Source organism: Kitasatospora sp. NPDC036755 (assembly GCF_040636595.1).
In the GTDB taxonomy this organism is placed as follows: Bacteria; Actinomycetota; Actinomycetes; order Streptomycetales; family Streptomycetaceae; genus Kitasatospora.
In genome coordinates this window covers 1-15,365 of record NZ_JBEZUT010000209.1, presented here as the reverse complement: position 1 = coordinate 15,365, position 15,365 = coordinate 1, and the positions used below count along the sequence as shown (strand labels likewise).

Sequence of the window (15,365 nt, the reverse complement as noted above, 5' to 3'; positions counted from 1 at the left end):
ACACCCGGCCCACCCACGTGCCGGCCCGCGGCACCGTCACGGTGAACCTGTGCGACCGGGCCAGGATCCCGTACGACGCCACGGCGGCCGCGCTCTCGTGCACGGTCTCCTGCTGGCGCACGGCGGCCTGGCCCTGGGTGCGGGCGCGGGCCAGGTATCCCTCCGGGTCGGGCGAGAGGATGAGCTGGGCGGTCTGGGTCATCCCGCCGCCGCGGTACTCGGCGCCGGCCACCGTCGCCAGGTCGCCGCGCAGCTCGTTGAGCTGGTCCTGGGCCACGGCGATCTCGCCCTGGAGGATCGTGGTCTCGCCCTGGAGCCGCCGCTGGGCCTCCTGCGCCGCGTTGAACTTCTCGGACGCCTGCTCGGCCTCGTCGTACAGCTGCTCCACCTGCGTCTTGACGTCCTGACGGTCGGCCGGGTCCGGGCTGCCGGGGGCGGCCTGGGCACGGCCTCCGGCGGCCACGCCCAGCGTGGTGGCGGCGGCCGCGGTCAGCACCAGCGCCCGGGCGAGCAGTTGGGAACGGCGGTGCACGGGCATGGCGGCAGCGGCTCCAATCCTGCGGCGCGGCCCCCGCCGCCGCACCACGACGGGCGGCCGTCGAGCGGGGAGTCCGGTGGCAGACGTTAGCGAGTCAGGGCAACCGATTCCAAACCCTTCCGAACCCGAATATTCGACCGCCAATCGGACATCAGATCGGCCCGCCGGAAAAGCCGCAGGCCCGGCCTTCCCTGGGGAAGGCCGGGCCCGGAGGCGTTCGAGCGGGGATCAGACCCGCACGATGGAGGTCAGCGGCATGTTGGTGACCGCCTCGTAGCGCACGTTCGTCCCGGTGCGGGGCGCGTGCAGCACCTGGCCGTTGCCGGCGTAGATGCCGACGTGGTGGGCGTCCCCGTAGAAGATCAGCAGGTCGCCGGGCTGGGCCTGGGAGAGGTCCGTACCGATCCGGGTGCCGGCCGAGGCCTGCGCCTGGGAGGTGCGCGGCAGCGACACGCCGGCCTGGTTGAACGCCCAGACCATCAGGCCGGAGCAGTCGAAGGAGCCGGGGCCGGTGGCGCCCCAGACGTACGGGCTGCCGATCTTGGACGCGGCGGCCGAGAGGGCGGCGGCACCGCGCGAGCTGCCCGGGGCCACCTTCACCGGGGAGGAGGCGGTCGAGCCGGCCGAGGCGGACGAGCCCGACGAGCCGCCCGACAGGTCGCTGCGGCTGTTGTCGCGCGAGGCGCGGTCGGCCTGCGCCTGCTGCGCGGCGGCGGCGTCGGCCTTGGTCTTGGCGTCGGCCGCGGCCTTCTCCTCGGCCTGGCGCAGCGCCTGGCGCTCCTGCTCGGTCAGCGTGTTGAGCAGGTCCTGGGCCGCCTTCAGCTTGCCCTGGACGTCCTCCTTGGCGGCCTTCAGCTGCTGGGTGGTCGACTCCAGCTCGGCGAGCTTGCCCTGGGCCTCGTTGCGGTCCTGGTCGAGCTTGCGCTGCTGCGCCTGGAGCTCCTTCAGCTGACCCTTCTGGGTGTCACCGGCCTGGCTCAGCGCGCCGGCCTGGCTGAGGAAGGTGTCCGGGCTGGACGAGAACATCAGCTGGACGGTCGGGGATATCCCCCCGTTGCGGTACTGCTCGCCGGCGATCTCGGCCAGTCCGCCTTGGAGCTCGGTGACCTGGGCCTGCTGACGGGCCACCTGGTCCTGCAGCCCGGAGACCTGCTTCTCCAGCTCCTGCTGCTTGGCCTGGGCGGCGTTGTAGTTCTCGGTCGCGACCTCGGCCTGCTCGTTGAGCTGGTCGACCTGGCCCTTGACCTGGTCCTTGGTCGGCTGCGGGTCGGCGTGGGCGCCCTGTGCGGACAGCACGACGGCCGCGGCGGCGACACCGGTCAGGATCGAGACGCGGGCCCGGCCTGCGGGCTTGGGACGACGATGGGACGCCACGAAGGCGGACTCCTTCTTCCTACGTCCGCCTACCGGGTGAGCTGACGGGTTCGGGCCGGAAGCATGCCCTACGACGCCTCACGGCCGTTCCACCGGCCGACCTGGCGCCGATTCACCCCGGAGGAACGTGGTTCCCCGGCTCCGCTCCGCAGCACCCCCGATTGCTGGGCTCCCCTGTCGGGCAGTCGTTTCGACCTGCCCCGCTGCCTCACGAACTCGACGGTAACCACCGCCGCCACCCTGGCTGGGCGATCGACAGTGCGGTGGTTCGGAGCATGACCCTAGTAACTGAACCGTGATCCGTTCAAATCCTTGTCAGAAAAAAGACAGAAGATTACCCAAGTTCCTTTGTGAAAATGACCGATGGTGACCACTGGTGCACACATGGCTGATCACTTCTCAGCATGTGGTCACAAAGGGGCGGAAGCCGAACGCCACCCCCGCACGAGGGGTGGCGCTTTTCACAGGCCCCCCGACGGAGGCCTCCGGCGTGTCGGGCCGTCAGACCCGGCGGATGGTGTTGATCGGCATCGCGTCGGCCTTCATCACCTTCACCACGTCACCGGTGTGCGGCGCGTGGACCACCATGCCGTTGCCGATGTACATCCCGACGTGGTGCATGTCGGAGCCGTAGATCACCAGGTCGCCCGGCTGGGCCTGGTCCAGCGACGGCACCCGGGTGCCGTAGTGGCCCTGCTCCTGCGAGGTGCGCGGCAGCGAGACGCCGGCCTGCCCGTACGACCAGACCATCAGGCCCGAGCAGTCGAAGGTGGTCGACCCGGTGGCGCCCCAGACGTACGGCGAACCCTGCTTGCTCATCGCCTTGGACAGCGCCACGGCCGCGTAGCCGCTGGCCTGCGGCAGGCTGCCGAGGTCGACCCGGTCGGCGCCGCGCGAGGCGCGGTCGTCCTGCGCCTGCTGGGCCTTCAGCGCGGCACGGTCGGAGGCGCTCAGCGAGTTCAGCAGGTCCTGGGCGGCCTTCAGCTTGGTGTTGACGTCCGCCTTGGCCTGGTTCAGGTCCTTGGTGGTGGTGTCCAGCGAGGCCAGCACGGCGGCCGCCTCGGTCTTCTCCTGGTCCAGCCGGCGCTGCTGGTCCAGCAGGCCCTTGAGCGCCTCGGCCTGACTGGTGCTGGCCTGCTGGACGGTGGAGGCCTTCTCCAGGTAGCCGGACGGGTCGGAGGAGAGCATCAGCTGGACGGACGGGTCGATGCCGCCGGCGCGGTACTGCTCACCCGCCACCTCGGCGAGGCCGCCCTGGAGCTGGGTCATCTGCTCCTGGCTGCGGGCCACCTGGTCCTGCAGCTGGTCGGACTGCTTGCGCAGCTGGTCGGCCCGCTCCTTGGCGCCGTTGTACTTCTCGGCCGCCTGCTCCTGCTCCTCCTGGAGCTGGTCGATCTGCGCCTTGACGTCGGTCTTGTTCGGCTGCGGCGCGGCGTGCGCGGCCACCTGGGCGGAGAGGGCGACCGCGGTCGCAGCGGCGGCGGTGAGCACGGAGATCCGTGCGCGGCTCGGCTGCTTGGGACGGCGGTGGGAGGCCAAGGGACCGGCTCCTTCTCCATCGGACTCACCTGATGGGATGAGATTCCGGAAAATAGGTTTGACGCCAGACACTAGTGAAGATCTATCCGTTCTGCCACTCCCCCGAAGGCGTGAACTTCACTCCCCACACTGACTTCACCGGACCCGCACAACGCCCCGGAATCCCCTCTGACCAGGCATCATGAGGCCCGGGCCGAGGTCACGGCCGGGCCAGCCGATTGAGCAGCAGCACCGATGCCACGGGGCGCGCGCCCGCCTTCCGCACGCCCTCCGCGACCTCCCGGTCGGTGGAGACCACGACCACCGGACGGCCCTGCGGCTCGGCCCGCACCAGACGGCGGATCAGCTCGTCGGCCGTCTCGCCGGTCCGGCTGAACCGCACCCGGACCCCACGCGGTGGCGCCATGATCACCGGGACGTCCAGGTCCTGCCCGTCGAAGACGCAGGTGACCTCCGCCTGCGTCCGCTGGGCCAGCATCGCCAGCCCGCCCAGCAGCCGGATCCGCTGCTGCTCCAGCGGCAGCGCCGGATAGCCGGTCTTGGTCACGTTGTAGCCGTCCACCACCAGATGCACCTGGGGGATCGCCAGCAGCTGGTCCAGCAGCGCCGGATCGTCCTCGGCCAGCCCGCGCCGCGCCACGTCGTGCGGCGAGGCCGCCCCCGGCACCACCGCCTCCACCAGGTCCGCCGGGCGGATCTGGGAGACCGGCAGCGCCAGCTCCCGCTGGAGCCCCTGGGCGGACTGCAGCACGGTGTCCAGCAGCAGCCGCAGCCGCATGTCCTCGACGCTGCGCCCCTCCCGGGCCGACCGGCGGCCCTGCTCGACCGCGTTCTCCAGCTCCGAGACCCGGTGCCTGAGCCTGCGCGCCTCGGTCTCGGCCGCGCCGCGCTCGGCCGCCGTCTGCGCCTTCACGGCCTCCAGCTCGCCGGCCACCCGCCGGGTCTCGGCCTGCGCCCGGCGGGTGTCGCTCTCCAGCGACCGCACCTTCTTGCGCAGCGACTCGGCCTCCTTGCGGATGCCGTCGGACTCCGCCCGCTGCCGGTCCAGGTCCGCCCGCGCGGAGGCCCGCACCTCGGCCAGCTCGGCCTGCAGCTTCTCCACCAGCCGGGCCGCCTCCGCGGCCGCGTCCTCGGCGCCGGCCCGCTCGGCCTCCTCGCCGGCCTCGGCCACCAACCGGCTCCAGCCCGCCGAACGCACCAGGTAGGCGGCGGCCGCGACGTCCATCGGATCGGCGGCGCTCGGCACGGTGCCCGACTCCAGCGCCTTCACCAGGTCCGGCTGCCCGAGCCGCAGCCGCTCCGCTATCCGCACCCGGAAGGCCGGCTCCGCCTCCAGTGCCGCCGCCAGCGCGGTGGCCGCGTACTTGGCCCGCCGCGCCGGGGTGAACTTGACGTACTGCCGCAGGCTCTGCGGGAGCTCGGCCGCCGGCAGCCCGCCGAGCGCGTCCGAGGCCAGCCCGACCACACGCCGGCGCACGCCCTCGGGCAGCGGCCGGTCCAGCTTCTCGGCGGCACGCTCCGCCGCGGACTCGGAGGATCCGTCCGCCGTCCCGGCGGCCTCGGCCGGGGCCTCGGCAGCAGCGGGCCGAAGCCCCTGGGCTTCGCCGGGCTCCTTCGCTGCGTCCACCACGTCCTCGGCTCCGATCCTGGTCCAGCGGGGCACGGCCGCGACCTCCCCCTGTCGTCACGCTCCGTGCGTCTTGTCTGTATTGTCCCGTGCCGCGCGGGCGGGTGCGCCGTGCACCCGCCCGCGCCGCAGCGGTGCGGGTCAGCCCTGCTCGGCGGGGGCCTGCGCCCCTTCGGAGCCCGGACGGGCCACCAGTTCGACCTGGTCCACCGCGTTGCACCAGCGGCAGCGGACCGACTCGACCGTCTCGCTCAGCACCTCGGTCTCCTCGACCTTGGACTCGCCGGCCAGGTCGAAGTGCAGGAACTCGGTCACCCGCGCGGTGCGGGTCACGTCGAAGCGGGTGAGGTTGCCGCACAGGGTGCAGCGCCAGCGCGTCTCGGCGGTCAGGGCGGGGACGGTCATCGGGGGTCCTCTCGGGTGGTCCCTGCGTGGGCCAGGCGCTCCCCCCGGAGCCCCGGCGTCGGCGGCGGGAGGCGGGAATGCCCGCCCCAAGCCTATTGCCTGGGGCAACCGCCGCGACCACCGGTCGCCTGAAGACCCGCACTGGTCCACCTGCCGTAAACCGCGGTGTCACCTGCGGCGCCCGGAGGGATGCTTGGCCGCATGGCGCTCGCGGTCCCCGACCACACCGCCGCCCGGAGCGGCCGCCCGGCGGCGGCCGCCCCCGCGGTCACGTACGGCCTGATCGCGCTCAACACCCTGGTCTTCCTGCTCGGCCCGGCCGCGGGGCTCAACCCGCTGTACGGCAGCGGCCCGGCGCGGGTCTGCGCGGAGCAGCGGTACGAGCAGCGCTGGGGCGCCGTCCCGGCCGAGGTGCTGGCCGGACGGCCGCTGACCGCCGAACAGCTCGCCGAGGCCCCCGACCCGGCCCCCGGCTGCCCGGCCGCCCCGACCCCGGGCAAGCACCCGGCCCTGTCCGTGCTCACCGGCCTCTTCCTGCACGCCGGCTGGCTGCACCTGCTGGGGAACCTGCTCTTCCTCCAGGTCTTCGGCCCCACCGTGGAACGGCGGCTGGGCCGGGCCCGGTACGCCGTCTTCTACCTGGCCGCCGGCGGTGTGAGCACGTACGGCTTCGCCCTCGCCGAGGCGCACTCGCCGAACTCCACCCGGGTGCTGATCGGGGCCTCCGGCGCGATCGCCGCCGTCCTCGGCGCCTATCTGCGCCTCCACCCCCGGGCGCGGGTGACCACCCTCGTCCCGCTGCTGCTCTTCCTGCCGCTGCGCTTCCCCGCCTGGCTGGTGCTCGGCCTCTGGTTCGCCCTGCAGTGGTGGTCGGTGCACTCGGCGGGGCCCGGGGTGGCCTACCTGGTCCATGTGATCGGCTTCTGCGCCGGGTTCCTGTACGCCTGTACCGTGGTCCGCCACCCCCCGCGACGACCGGGCCGACGCCCGATACGCTGGCGGCACCCCACAAAGGAGCCCGAACTGTGATCACCGCCATCGTCCTGATCAAGACCAGTGTCGACCGCATCCCGGAGATCGCCGAATCCATCGCCGCCATCGACGGCGTCAGCGAGGTCTACTCGGTGACCGGGGGCTACAACCTGGTGGCGATGGTGCGGGTGCGCCGGCACGACGACCTGGCCGAGGTCATCCCCGGCCGGCTCAACAAGGTCCCGGGTGTGGCGCACACCGAGACCCAGATCGCCTTCCGCACCTACTCCCAGCACGACCTGGAGGCCGCCTTCGCGCTCGGCCTGGACGAGTAGGCGTCAGCCCGCGCGCCGAGCGTCCGCGACGCAGCGCCCGCCCTCGTTGCGGTAGCTCCAGGCCGCGCCGTCCGTGACCAGCTCCCGGACGGCGGTCAGGAAGCGGTCGACGTGCTCGTCCGGCGTCCCGGCGCCGAAGCTCACCCGGATCGCGTTCAGGCTGCGCTCGCCCGGCAGCGAGGGCTCCGGCGCCCCGCACTCGGACGGCGCCACCTCCTCGTCCCCGAGCAGCGTGCGCACCAGCGGGTGGGCGCAGAACAGCCCGTCGCGCACCCCGATCCCGTACTCGGCGGAGAGCGCGGCCGAGAAGTGCGAGCTGTTCCAGCCCCGGACGACGAAGGACAGCACGCCCACCCGGGCGGAGTCCGCGCCGAACAGGTTCAGCACCTTGACCTGCGGGATCTCGGCCAGCCCGGCCGTCAGCCGGGCGATCAGCTGCTGCTCGCGGGCCTCCAGCGCGTCGAAACCGGCCTCGGTCAGCGCCCGGCAGGCCGAGGCGATCGCGTAGGCGCCGATGACGTTCGGCGAACCGGCCTCGTGCCGGGCCGGGCCGGTGTGCCACTGCACGGCCACCGAGCCGTCCGTCTCCCGGGCCACCGTCCGGGTCGCCCCGCCGCCCGCCAGGTACGGCTCGGCCGCGTCCAGCCAGTCCGCCCGGCCGGCCAGCACCCCGGCGCCGAACGGCGCGTAGATCTTGTGCCCGGAGAAGGCGATCCAGTCGACGCCCAGCTCGCGCACCGAGACCCGGTGGTGCGGCGCCAGCTGGGCGGCGTCCAGCACCACCCGGGCGCCGTGCCGGTGCGCGGTCTCGGTCAGCGCGGCGACCGGCCACAGCTCGCCGGTCACGTTGGAGGCGCCGGTGACGCACAGCAGCTTGGGGCCCTCGGGCGCCTCGGCGAGCGCGGTGTCCAGCGCCTCCACCGCCTCGGCCCGCGAGCGCGGCGCCCGCAGGTAGGTGACGTCCAGTCCGGCGTGGGCCCAGGGCAGCAGCGAGGCGTGGTGCTCGGTCTCGAAGGCGAACACCCGGGTGCCGGCCGGAAGGGCGGCGGCCAGCAGGTTGAGCGAGTCGGTGGTGGCCCGGGTGAAGACCACCTGGTCGCCCTCGCGCAGGTCGAGGAACTCGCCGACGGTGCGGCGGCTCTGCTCGAACAGGTCGGTGGACAGCTGGGAGAGGTACCCGGCCCCGCGGTGGACGCTGCCGTAGTACGGCGCGTAGGCGGCGACGTCGTCCCACACCCGCTGGAGCGCCGGCGAACTGGCCGCGTAGTCGAGCGCCGCGTAGCCGACCTTCTCACCGCTGGCGAGCGGGACCTGGACGTCGGCGCCGAGGACGGCGAGCGGGGCGGCGCAGGTTTCGGTGGCGAGGGACATGAGAATGCACTCCTTCTGGGTGAGGGACCCCGGGAGTGCAAGTCGTCGGGTGTCCGCGCTTGTCGCACGGACGGTTTGCCGTGACGACCCGGTCCTCACCCAGGGCACCCCGCCACGGACGGAGGGTTGCCGGACAGCAAGCTGGGGCTTGGCGCTGTCACTCATGACCTGGCCAAGACTCTAGGCCGCGTCCATCGGGCGGTCAAACGGGCATCCAGCATCCGGACAGCGCGAGGGGCCCGCGGGAGGATTTCCCACGGGCCCCTCAACTCACGCCTCAGGAGCGGCTGGTGGCCTCCGACCAGCGCCGCAGCAGGTCCTGTGCGGCACCGGAGTCGATCGCCTTGGCGGCCCGCTCCATGCCGACCGCCAGCTGCTCGGCGAGCGGCGCGTCGGTCAGGTCCAGCGCGACCAGCGCCGCCGCCGTGTTCAGCAGGACGGCGTCCCGCACCGGCCCGTGCTCGCCCGCCAGCAGCCGCCGCGCGACCTCGGCGTTGTACGAGGCGTCCGCCCCGCGCAGCGCCTCGATGCCGACCAGCTCGATGCCGACGTCCCGCGGGTCGAAGGTGGTCTCGGTGACCACCCCGTCGCGCACCATCCAGACCTGGGAGGTAGTGGTGATGGTCAGCTCGTCCAGCCCGTCGTCGCCGCGGAAGACCAGCGCCGTCGCCCCGCGCTCCGCCAGCACGCCGGCGATCAGCCCGGACAGCCGGGTGTCGAAGCAGCCGATGGCGTGCGCGGTGACCTTCGCCGGATTGGTCAGCGGGCCGAGGATGTTGAAGGACGTCGGCACCCCCAGGTCGCGCCGCGCGGTGGCGGCGTGCCGCATCGAGGGGTGGAACTTGGCCGCGAAGCAGAAGGTGAGCCCGACCTCCTCGGCCACCTCGGCGACCCTCCGGGAGGAGATGTCCAGCGCCACCCCGAGCTTCTCCAGCACGTCGGAGGAGCCGCTGGTGGAGGAGGCCGAGCGGTTGCCGTGCTTGACCACCTTGGCACCGGCGGCCGCCGCGACGATCGCCGACATGGTGGAGATGTTGACGGTCTTCGCGCGGTCCCCGCCGGTGCCGACGATGTCCACCGCCGGGCCGGGGATCTCCAGCGGCTCGGCGTGCGCGTACATCGCGTCGACCAGGCCGGAGATCTCCTCGACCGACTCGCCCTTGGCCCGCAGCGCGATCATGAAGCCGGCCACCTGTACGGGGGACGCCTCACCGCTCATGATCCGGTCCATCGCCCACGCGGTGGACGAACGGTCGAGGTCCTCCCCCTGCAACAGCGCCGCCAGGAGGTCCGGCCAGGTGCGGACCACCTGCGCGGGGTCGCTACCGCCGTTCGCAGGGTTCACGTTCACCATCGCTGACTCCAGCTGTTGTCGGTTCCCCATCGCGGGGGACGTCCGTACGGATGGAGCCAGCCTATCGAGCGAAGCGCTCGCTTCTACCCTCTCTTTCCTACTCCTGCCACGGATTTCAGCGGACGGCGGGAGTCCGCTTCGCCAGCCTGGCCCGCAGCAGGGTGGCCACCGCCCCGGCGAGCGCCACCGGCTCCACCGGGTGGGAGATGGCGGCGTCCGCCCGGCTCCAGGCGGCCAGCCAGGAGTCCTGCGGCCGGCCGATCAGCACCAGCACCGGCGGGCAGCCGTAGATCTCGTCCTTGAGCTGCCGCCCGAGGCCCAGCCCGCCGGCCGGAACGGCCTCGCCGTCCAGCACGCAGAGGTCCACCCCTCCCTTCTCCAGCGCCTTGAGCACCGCGGGGGTGGTCGCGCACTCCAGGTAGGACAGTTCCGGAAGATCCTCGGCGGGCCGGCGGCCGAGCGCCGTCAGCACCTGCTCGCGGGTGTTGCGGTCGTCGCTGTAGACGAGGACGGTGAGCGTCTCATCGGTCGTGTACGCCATGGACCCTGCTCCCTCAAGTGTGATCCGGACCACGTTCGCCTGATCCGGATGCTACTCCCGATCACCGTCCGCCGAGTCCCCCTCGCGCACGTTCCTCCTCAAGCCGCCGCGCCCCGGGCTCACCCGCCCGGAGGACGGCCCGTCACCCGACCCGGCCCAGTCCACCCGTACGGCCGACCCGGCCCCCTCCCCCGTACCCCTCCCGGCTACTCCGACCGTGCAACGACGCGCCGGGCAACGGGGTCACAGGCCCCTCCGAGGAACCATCAGAAAAGGGACGCGCCGCTGCTCAGCCCCCGTCCGGCCCCCCTGCCGCCCGCCAAGCGGGCATACCGCACGCACCGGACACTCCGAGGGACACCCCCCGACGTGAAGACGGAATAAGGGACCGACATAATGTCCGTCGTGGCGACAGCAACAGCAGTAGAAACCGGGCACGCGCACGGATCGGTCAACCGGCCGAACATGGTCAGCGTCGGAACGATCGTCTGGCTCAGTTCCGAGTTGATGTTCTTCGCGGCCCTCTTCGCGATGTACTTCACGCTCCGCTCCGTCAAGGGGCCGGAGTTCTGGACCGAGAAGGCCCACGCCCTCAACGTGCCCTTCTCCTCGGTCAACACCACGATCCTGGTGCTCTCCTCGCTCACCTGCCAGCTCGGCGTGTTCGCTGCCGAGCGCGGTGACGTGAAGAAGCTCCGGGCGTGGTTCATCCTCACGTTCGCCATGGGCGCGGTCTTCATCGGCGGCCAGGTCTTCGAGTACACCGAGCTGGTCAAGAAGGACGGCCTCTCGCTGTCCTCCGACCCGTACGGCACGGTGTTCTACCTGACCACCGGCTTCCACGGGCTGCACGTGACGGGTGGTCTGATCGCCTTCCTGCTGGTCCTGGGACGGACGTACGCAGCCAAGCGCTTCACGCACGAGCAGGCCACCGCCGCGATCGTCGTGTCGTACTACTGGCACTTCGTCGACGTCGTGTGGATCGGCCTGTTCGCGACCATCTACCTGATCAAGTAACCAGCTGATCAGGTCGCTGGCCACCGGCTGCGGCCCCCGCCCTCACCGGCGACGGGCCGCTTCTGCCGGTGCCGACGCTCCCACCGACCGACCGCGCGCGCAGCCCTAGACAGGCAGCCTCGTGCCGGCCAGACCGGCCGCCGGGTGCACCCACCAGTCGACCAGATCCTGACACCGGGGTTATTCCGTGAAAAAGCTCTCCGCACGACGGCGCCACCCATTGGCGGCGCTGGTCGTCCTACTTCTCGCCCTGGCGGCAACCGGGGGGCTGTACGCCGCGTTCGCGCCCGCCGACAAGGCGCAGGCCGACGTCGCCGCGCAGTCGCTCGCGATCGATGAGGGCAAGAAGCTCTTCGCCGTGGGCTGCTCCTCCTGCCACGGCCTGAACGGCCAGGGCAGCAGTGACGGTCCGAGCCTGGTCGGCGTCGGCTCCGCCGCTGTCGACTTCCAGGTCGGCACCGGCCGCATGCCGGCCCAGCAGCCCGGCGCCCAGGTCCCGCGCAAGAAGAACATCTACTCGCAGGCCGAGATCGACCAGCTCGCCGCCTACGTCGCCTCCCTCGGTCCCGGCCCGGTGACCCCGACGGAGGAGCAGTTCACCTCGACCAACCCCGAGGACATCTCCAAGGGTGGCGAGCTGTTCCGCACCAACTGCGCCCAGTGCCACAACTTCGCCGGCCAGGGCGGTGCCCTGACCAAGGGCAAGTACGCCCCGTCGCTGGAGGGTGTGGACGCCAAGCACATCTACGAGGCCATGCAGACCGGCCCGCAGAACATGCCGTCGTTCCCGGACACCACCATGCCCGAGGAGCAGAAGAAGCAGATCGTGGCCTTCGTCCGCCACACCACCAACGATGAGCCCAACCCCGGCGGTCTCACCCTGGGCAGCCTCGGTCCGGTGACCGAGGGTCTGTTCGGCTGGATCTTCGGCCTCGGCACGCTCATCGCGGTCGCGATCTGGGTCGCCGCCCACACCACCAAGGCCAAGAAGTCATGAGCCACGACATGTCAGAAGAGAAGCTCCCGGAGCCGCACGGCTCCGCCGGCGAGGTGGCCGACCACGGCAGCCCGTTCGCCGACCCGGGCCTGCCGGCCCACGAGCCCCGTCGCACCGACATCGACGAGCGGGCCGCCCAGCGCGCCGAGCGCCAGGTCTCGCTGATGTTCGTGATCTCGATGCTCGCCACCATCGGCTTCATCGCCTCGTACGTGGCCATCGACCCGGACAAGATCGTCTACATCTTCCCGCTGGGTCACGTCAGCGCGCTGAACTTCGCGCTCGGCCTGACCCTGGGCGTCGCGCTGTTCATGATCGGCGCGGGCGCGGTCCACTGGGCCCGCACCCTGATGTCGGACGTCGAGCTGCCGGCCGAGCGTCACCCGATCGAGGCTTCCGACGAGGTCCGCGCGGACGTCATCGAGCAGTTCAAGACCGGTGCCGCCGAGTCCGGCTTCGGCCGCCGCAAGATGATCCGCAACACCCTGATCGGCTCCATGGCGCTGGTCCCGCTCTCCGGCGTGGTCCTGCTCCGTGACCTCGGCCCGCTTCCCGAGACGAAGCTCAAGGAGACCGGTTGGAAGGAGGCGACCGAGACCAAGCCGCTGGCGCTCATCAACATGAACACCATGCAGCCGATGAAGCCCGAGGACATCGCGGTCGGCTCGCTCACCTTCGCCATGCCGGAGGGTCTGTCCACGCACAGCGAGGACTTCCAGCAGCGGATCGCCAAGGACGCCCTGATGCTGGTCCGCATCGCGCCCGAGGACATCAAGGACGACAAGTCCAAGGACCTCGGTTTCGAGGGCATCCTCGCGTACTCCAAGATCTGCACCCACGTCGGCTGCCCGATCAGCCTCTACGAGCAGCAGACCCACCACGCGCTCTGCCCCTGCCACCAGTCGACCTTCGACCTGGCGGACGGCGCTCGCGTCATCTTCGGCCCGGCCGGCCACCCGCTGCCGCAGCTGAAGATCATCACTGACGAGAAGGGCAACCTGGTCGCCACCGGCGACTTCGCGGAGCCCGTCGGCCCGAGCTACTGGGAGCGTGCTCGATGAGTAGCGCGAGCAGCACCACGACCGGTGCCGCCAAGCCCTCCAGCACGCGTGAGAAGCCCGCCAACAAGTGGGAAGCCGCGGCTGACTGGACGGACGGCCGGCTGGGGATCTACTCCCTCGCCAAGGCCAACCTGCGGAAGATCTTCCCGGACCACTGGTCCTTCATGCTGGGCGAGATCTGCCTCTACACCTTCGTCATCATCATCCTGACCGGTGTCTACCTGACGCTGTTCTTCAAGCCCTCGATGGCCGAGGTCGTCTACGACGGCTCCTACGTGCCGCTCAAGGGCATCCCGATGTCGGAGGCCTACGCCTCCACCGTGGACATCAGCTTCGAGGTCCGCGGCGGTCTGCTGATCCGCCAGATCCACCACTGGGCCGCCCTGGTCTTCGTGGCCGCGATGCTCGTGCACATGATGCGAGTGTTCTTCACCGGCGCGTTCCGCAAGCCGCGTGAGATCAACTGGGTCTTCGGCTTCCTGCTGCTGGTCCTGGGCATGTTCGACGGCTTCTTCGGCTACTCCCTGCCGGACGACCTGCTGTCGGGCACCGGTATCCGCTTCATGGAAGGCGCGATCCTCGCCGTCCCGCTGATCGGCACCTACGTCCAGATGTTCCTGTTCGGGGGCGAGTTCCCCGGCCACGACATCGTGCCGCGGTTCTTCACCATCCACGTGCTGCTGATCCCGGGCATCATGCTCGGCCTGCTGGTGGCGCACCTGATCCTGGTCTTCTACCACAAGCACACCCAGTGGGCGGGCCCGGGCAAGACCGAGAAGAACGTCGTCGGCATGCCGCTGATGCCGGTCTACATGGCCAAGGCCGGTGGCTTCTTCTTCCTGGTGTTCGGCCTCATCGCCGTCATCTCGGCGATCGCCACGATCAACCCGATCTGGGCGTACGGCCCGTACCGTCCGGACCAGGTCTCCACGGACGCCCAGCCCGACTGGTACATGGGCTTCTCCGAGGGTCTGATCCGTGTCATGCCGGGCTGGGAGATCAGCGTCTGGGGCGGCCACACCCTCAACCTGGGTGTCATGGTCCCGCTGGCGATCTTCCCGCTGGTCCTGGTCTCGATCGCGGCCTACCCGTTCATCGAGGGCTGGATCACCGGCGACAAGCGCGAGCACCACATCCTGGACCGCCCGCGCAACGCTCCGGTCCGCACCGCCCTGGGTGCCGCCTGGATCAGCCTCTACCTGATCCTGCTGATGGCCGGTGGCAACGACCTGTTCGCCACCCACCTGCACCTGTCGATCAACTCGGTCACCTACTTCGTCCGCGTCGGCTTCTTCGTCGTCCCGGTCGTCGTCTTCATCATCACCAAGCGCTGGTGCCTCGGCCTCCAGCGCCGTGACAAGGAGAAGGTGCTGCACGGCCGCGAGACGGGTGTCATCAAGCGCCTGCCGCACGGCGAGTTCATCGAGGTGCACGCCCAGCTCCCGCAGAAGGACCTGTACAAGCTCACCGCGCACGAGCAGAACCAGCCGGTCGAGCTGCCGGCCCAGACGGACGAGAACGGCGTGGCCCGCAAGGCCGGCGTCGTCACCCGCACCCGGGCCAAGCTCTCCCGCGGCTTCTACGGCGAGGGCAGCCAGATCCCCAAGCCGACCGCCGAGGAGCACCACGAGATCACCAGCGGCCACGGCCACCACTGATCCCGTACGCACCAGCGCGTCACCCCGAGGGCCGCTGACCAGAGTTCATCTGGTCAGCGGCCCTCGGGCCTTTCCGTACCCGCCCGCGCCACCAGGAGCACCCGTGCAGCTGTCCGTCGACCCCGACTCGGCCACCGCCCCGTACGAGCAGATCCGCGCCCAGATCGCCGAGCGGGCCCGCTCCGGCGAGCTGCCGACCGGGCTGCGGCTGCCCACCGTCCGGGCCCTGGCCGAGGAACTGGGACTCGCCGCCGGCACCGTCGCCCGGGCCTACCGCGAGCTGGAGGCGGACGGCGTGGTGGAGACCCACGGCCGGCGCGGCACACTGATCGCCGCCACCGGGGACACCGCCCACCGGCTGGCCGCCGAGGCTGCCGCCGAGTACGCCGCCCGCGCCCGCCGCCTGGGCGTCTCCCCCGCGGACGCCCTGGCCGCCGTGGACACCGCGCTGCGGCTGGCCTACCCGCAGCAGGGCTAGAGGCAATGCCGGTGACTTTGTCTTGCTGCTCTCGTTGGTTGTGGTGTGGCGAGGGTGGGGCAGGTCAAGTCGCCTGCGGGTGAGCGGTTGTCGGACCG

The 15,365-nt window shown here is 71.3% G+C and carries 14 protein-coding genes, 1 pseudogene and 2 riboswitches; of the genes and pseudogenes, 7 read left to right on the top strand and 8 right to left on the bottom strand.

Features of this window, described 5'->3' with window-relative positions; translation table 11 throughout:
* From AB0E96_RS27075 to AB0E96_RS27055, 5 genes and pseudogenes are all read right to left on the bottom strand, one after another.
* Window positions 1-538 (bottom strand): annotated as a pseudogene (locus AB0E96_RS27075) (hypothetical protein); the annotation flags it as partial.
* Between the two features lie 228 nt (window positions 539-766).
* Window positions 767-1,912, bottom strand: coding sequence for an NlpC/P60 family protein (locus AB0E96_RS27070; protein WP_359828080.1), 1,146 nt, complete (start codon window positions 1,910-1,912; stop codon window positions 767-769).
* A 10-nt stretch (window positions 1,913-1,922) separates the two neighbouring features.
* Window positions 1,923-2,076: riboswitch (cyclic di-AMP (ydaO/yuaA leader) on the bottom strand.
* Between the two features lie 337 nt (window positions 2,077-2,413).
* Window positions 2,414-3,451: an NlpC/P60 family protein gene (locus tag AB0E96_RS27065; protein ID WP_359828079.1), complete on the bottom strand. Its 1,038-nt coding sequence runs from the start codon at window positions 3,449-3,451 to the stop codon at window positions 2,414-2,416.
* 199 nt (window positions 3,452-3,650) lie between these two features.
* Window positions 3,651-4,952 carry an NYN domain-containing protein gene (locus AB0E96_RS27060; protein WP_359828081.1) on the bottom strand — a complete coding sequence of 434 codons (1,302 nt, stop codon included), beginning with the start codon at window positions 4,950-4,952 and terminating at the stop codon, window positions 3,651-3,653.
* A 267-nt stretch (window positions 4,953-5,219) separates the two neighbouring features.
* The gene (locus AB0E96_RS27055) at window positions 5,220-5,483 is read right to left on the bottom strand and encodes a hypothetical protein (RefSeq protein ID WP_359828077.1); all 264 of its coding nucleotides are present in this window, start codon (window positions 5,481-5,483) and stop codon (window positions 5,220-5,222) included.
* 201 nt (window positions 5,484-5,684) lie between these two features.
* Here AB0E96_RS27055 and AB0E96_RS27050 point away from each other — a divergent pair, with 201 nt between their 5' ends.
* Window positions 5,685-6,512: a rhomboid family intramembrane serine protease gene (locus AB0E96_RS27050; RefSeq protein WP_359828075.1), complete on the top strand. Its 828-nt coding sequence runs from the start codon at window positions 5,685-5,687 to the stop codon at window positions 6,510-6,512.
* Window positions 6,509-6,790, top strand: a complete 282-nt coding sequence (locus AB0E96_RS27045; protein WP_049651832.1) for an Lrp/AsnC ligand binding domain-containing protein — start codon at window positions 6,509-6,511, stop codon at window positions 6,788-6,790. Before AB0E96_RS27050 ends, AB0E96_RS27045 begins: the two co-directional genes overlap by 4 nt.
* Before the next feature lie 3 nt (window positions 6,791-6,793).
* Here the strand turns inward: AB0E96_RS27045 and AB0E96_RS27040 are convergent, their stop codons facing one another.
* The 3 genes from AB0E96_RS27040 to AB0E96_RS27030 form a co-directional block, all read right to left on the bottom strand.
* Complete coding sequence (locus AB0E96_RS27040) at window positions 6,794-8,161, bottom strand: aminotransferase class V-fold PLP-dependent enzyme (protein WP_359828073.1); 1,368 nt, start codon at window positions 8,159-8,161, stop codon at window positions 6,794-6,796.
* Window positions 8,162-8,211: 50 nt separating this feature from the next.
* A riboswitch (SAM riboswitch) is annotated at window positions 8,212-8,330 on the bottom strand.
* 108 nt (window positions 8,331-8,438) lie between these two features.
* The gene (gene trpD, locus AB0E96_RS27035; RefSeq protein ID WP_359828071.1) at window positions 8,439-9,515 is read right to left on the bottom strand and encodes an anthranilate phosphoribosyltransferase; all 1,077 of its coding nucleotides are present in this window, start codon (window positions 9,513-9,515) and stop codon (window positions 8,439-8,441) included.
* A 115-nt stretch (window positions 9,516-9,630) separates the two neighbouring features.
* On the bottom strand, window positions 9,631-10,056 hold the full coding sequence (locus tag AB0E96_RS27030) for a hypothetical protein (protein ID WP_359828069.1): 426 nt from the start codon (window positions 10,054-10,056) through the stop codon (window positions 9,631-9,633).
* Between the two features lie 396 nt (window positions 10,057-10,452).
* Here AB0E96_RS27030 and AB0E96_RS27025 point away from each other — a divergent pair, with 396 nt between their 5' ends.
* The 5 genes from AB0E96_RS27025 (at window position 10,453) to AB0E96_RS27005 (ending at window position 15,267) form a co-directional block, all read left to right on the top strand.
* Window positions 10,453-11,073: a heme-copper oxidase subunit III gene (locus AB0E96_RS27025; RefSeq protein WP_049651835.1), complete on the top strand. Its 621-nt coding sequence runs from the start codon at window positions 10,453-10,455 to the stop codon at window positions 11,071-11,073.
* Between the two features lie 187 nt (window positions 11,074-11,260).
* Window positions 11,261-12,070 (top strand): c-type cytochrome, encoded by an 810-nt coding sequence (locus tag AB0E96_RS27020; RefSeq protein WP_316520844.1) that lies wholly within the window; start codon window positions 11,261-11,263, stop codon window positions 12,068-12,070.
* A gap of 8 nt (window positions 12,071-12,078) precedes the next feature.
* Window positions 12,079-13,131 carry a Rieske 2Fe-2S domain-containing protein gene (locus AB0E96_RS27015; RefSeq protein ID WP_359828066.1) on the top strand — a complete coding sequence of 351 codons (1,053 nt, stop codon included), beginning with the start codon at window positions 12,079-12,081 and terminating at the stop codon, window positions 13,129-13,131.
* On the top strand, window positions 13,128-14,789 hold the full coding sequence (locus AB0E96_RS27010; protein WP_359828064.1) for a ubiquinol-cytochrome c reductase cytochrome b subunit: 1,662 nt from the start codon (window positions 13,128-13,130) through the stop codon (window positions 14,787-14,789). The genes AB0E96_RS27015 and AB0E96_RS27010 overlap by 4 nt, the downstream gene beginning before the upstream one ends.
* 103 nt (window positions 14,790-14,892) lie before the next feature.
* Complete coding sequence (locus AB0E96_RS27005; protein WP_359828062.1) at window positions 14,893-15,267, top strand: GntR family transcriptional regulator; 375 nt, start codon at window positions 14,893-14,895, stop codon at window positions 15,265-15,267.
* Window positions 15,268-15,365: the final 98 nt, after the last annotated feature.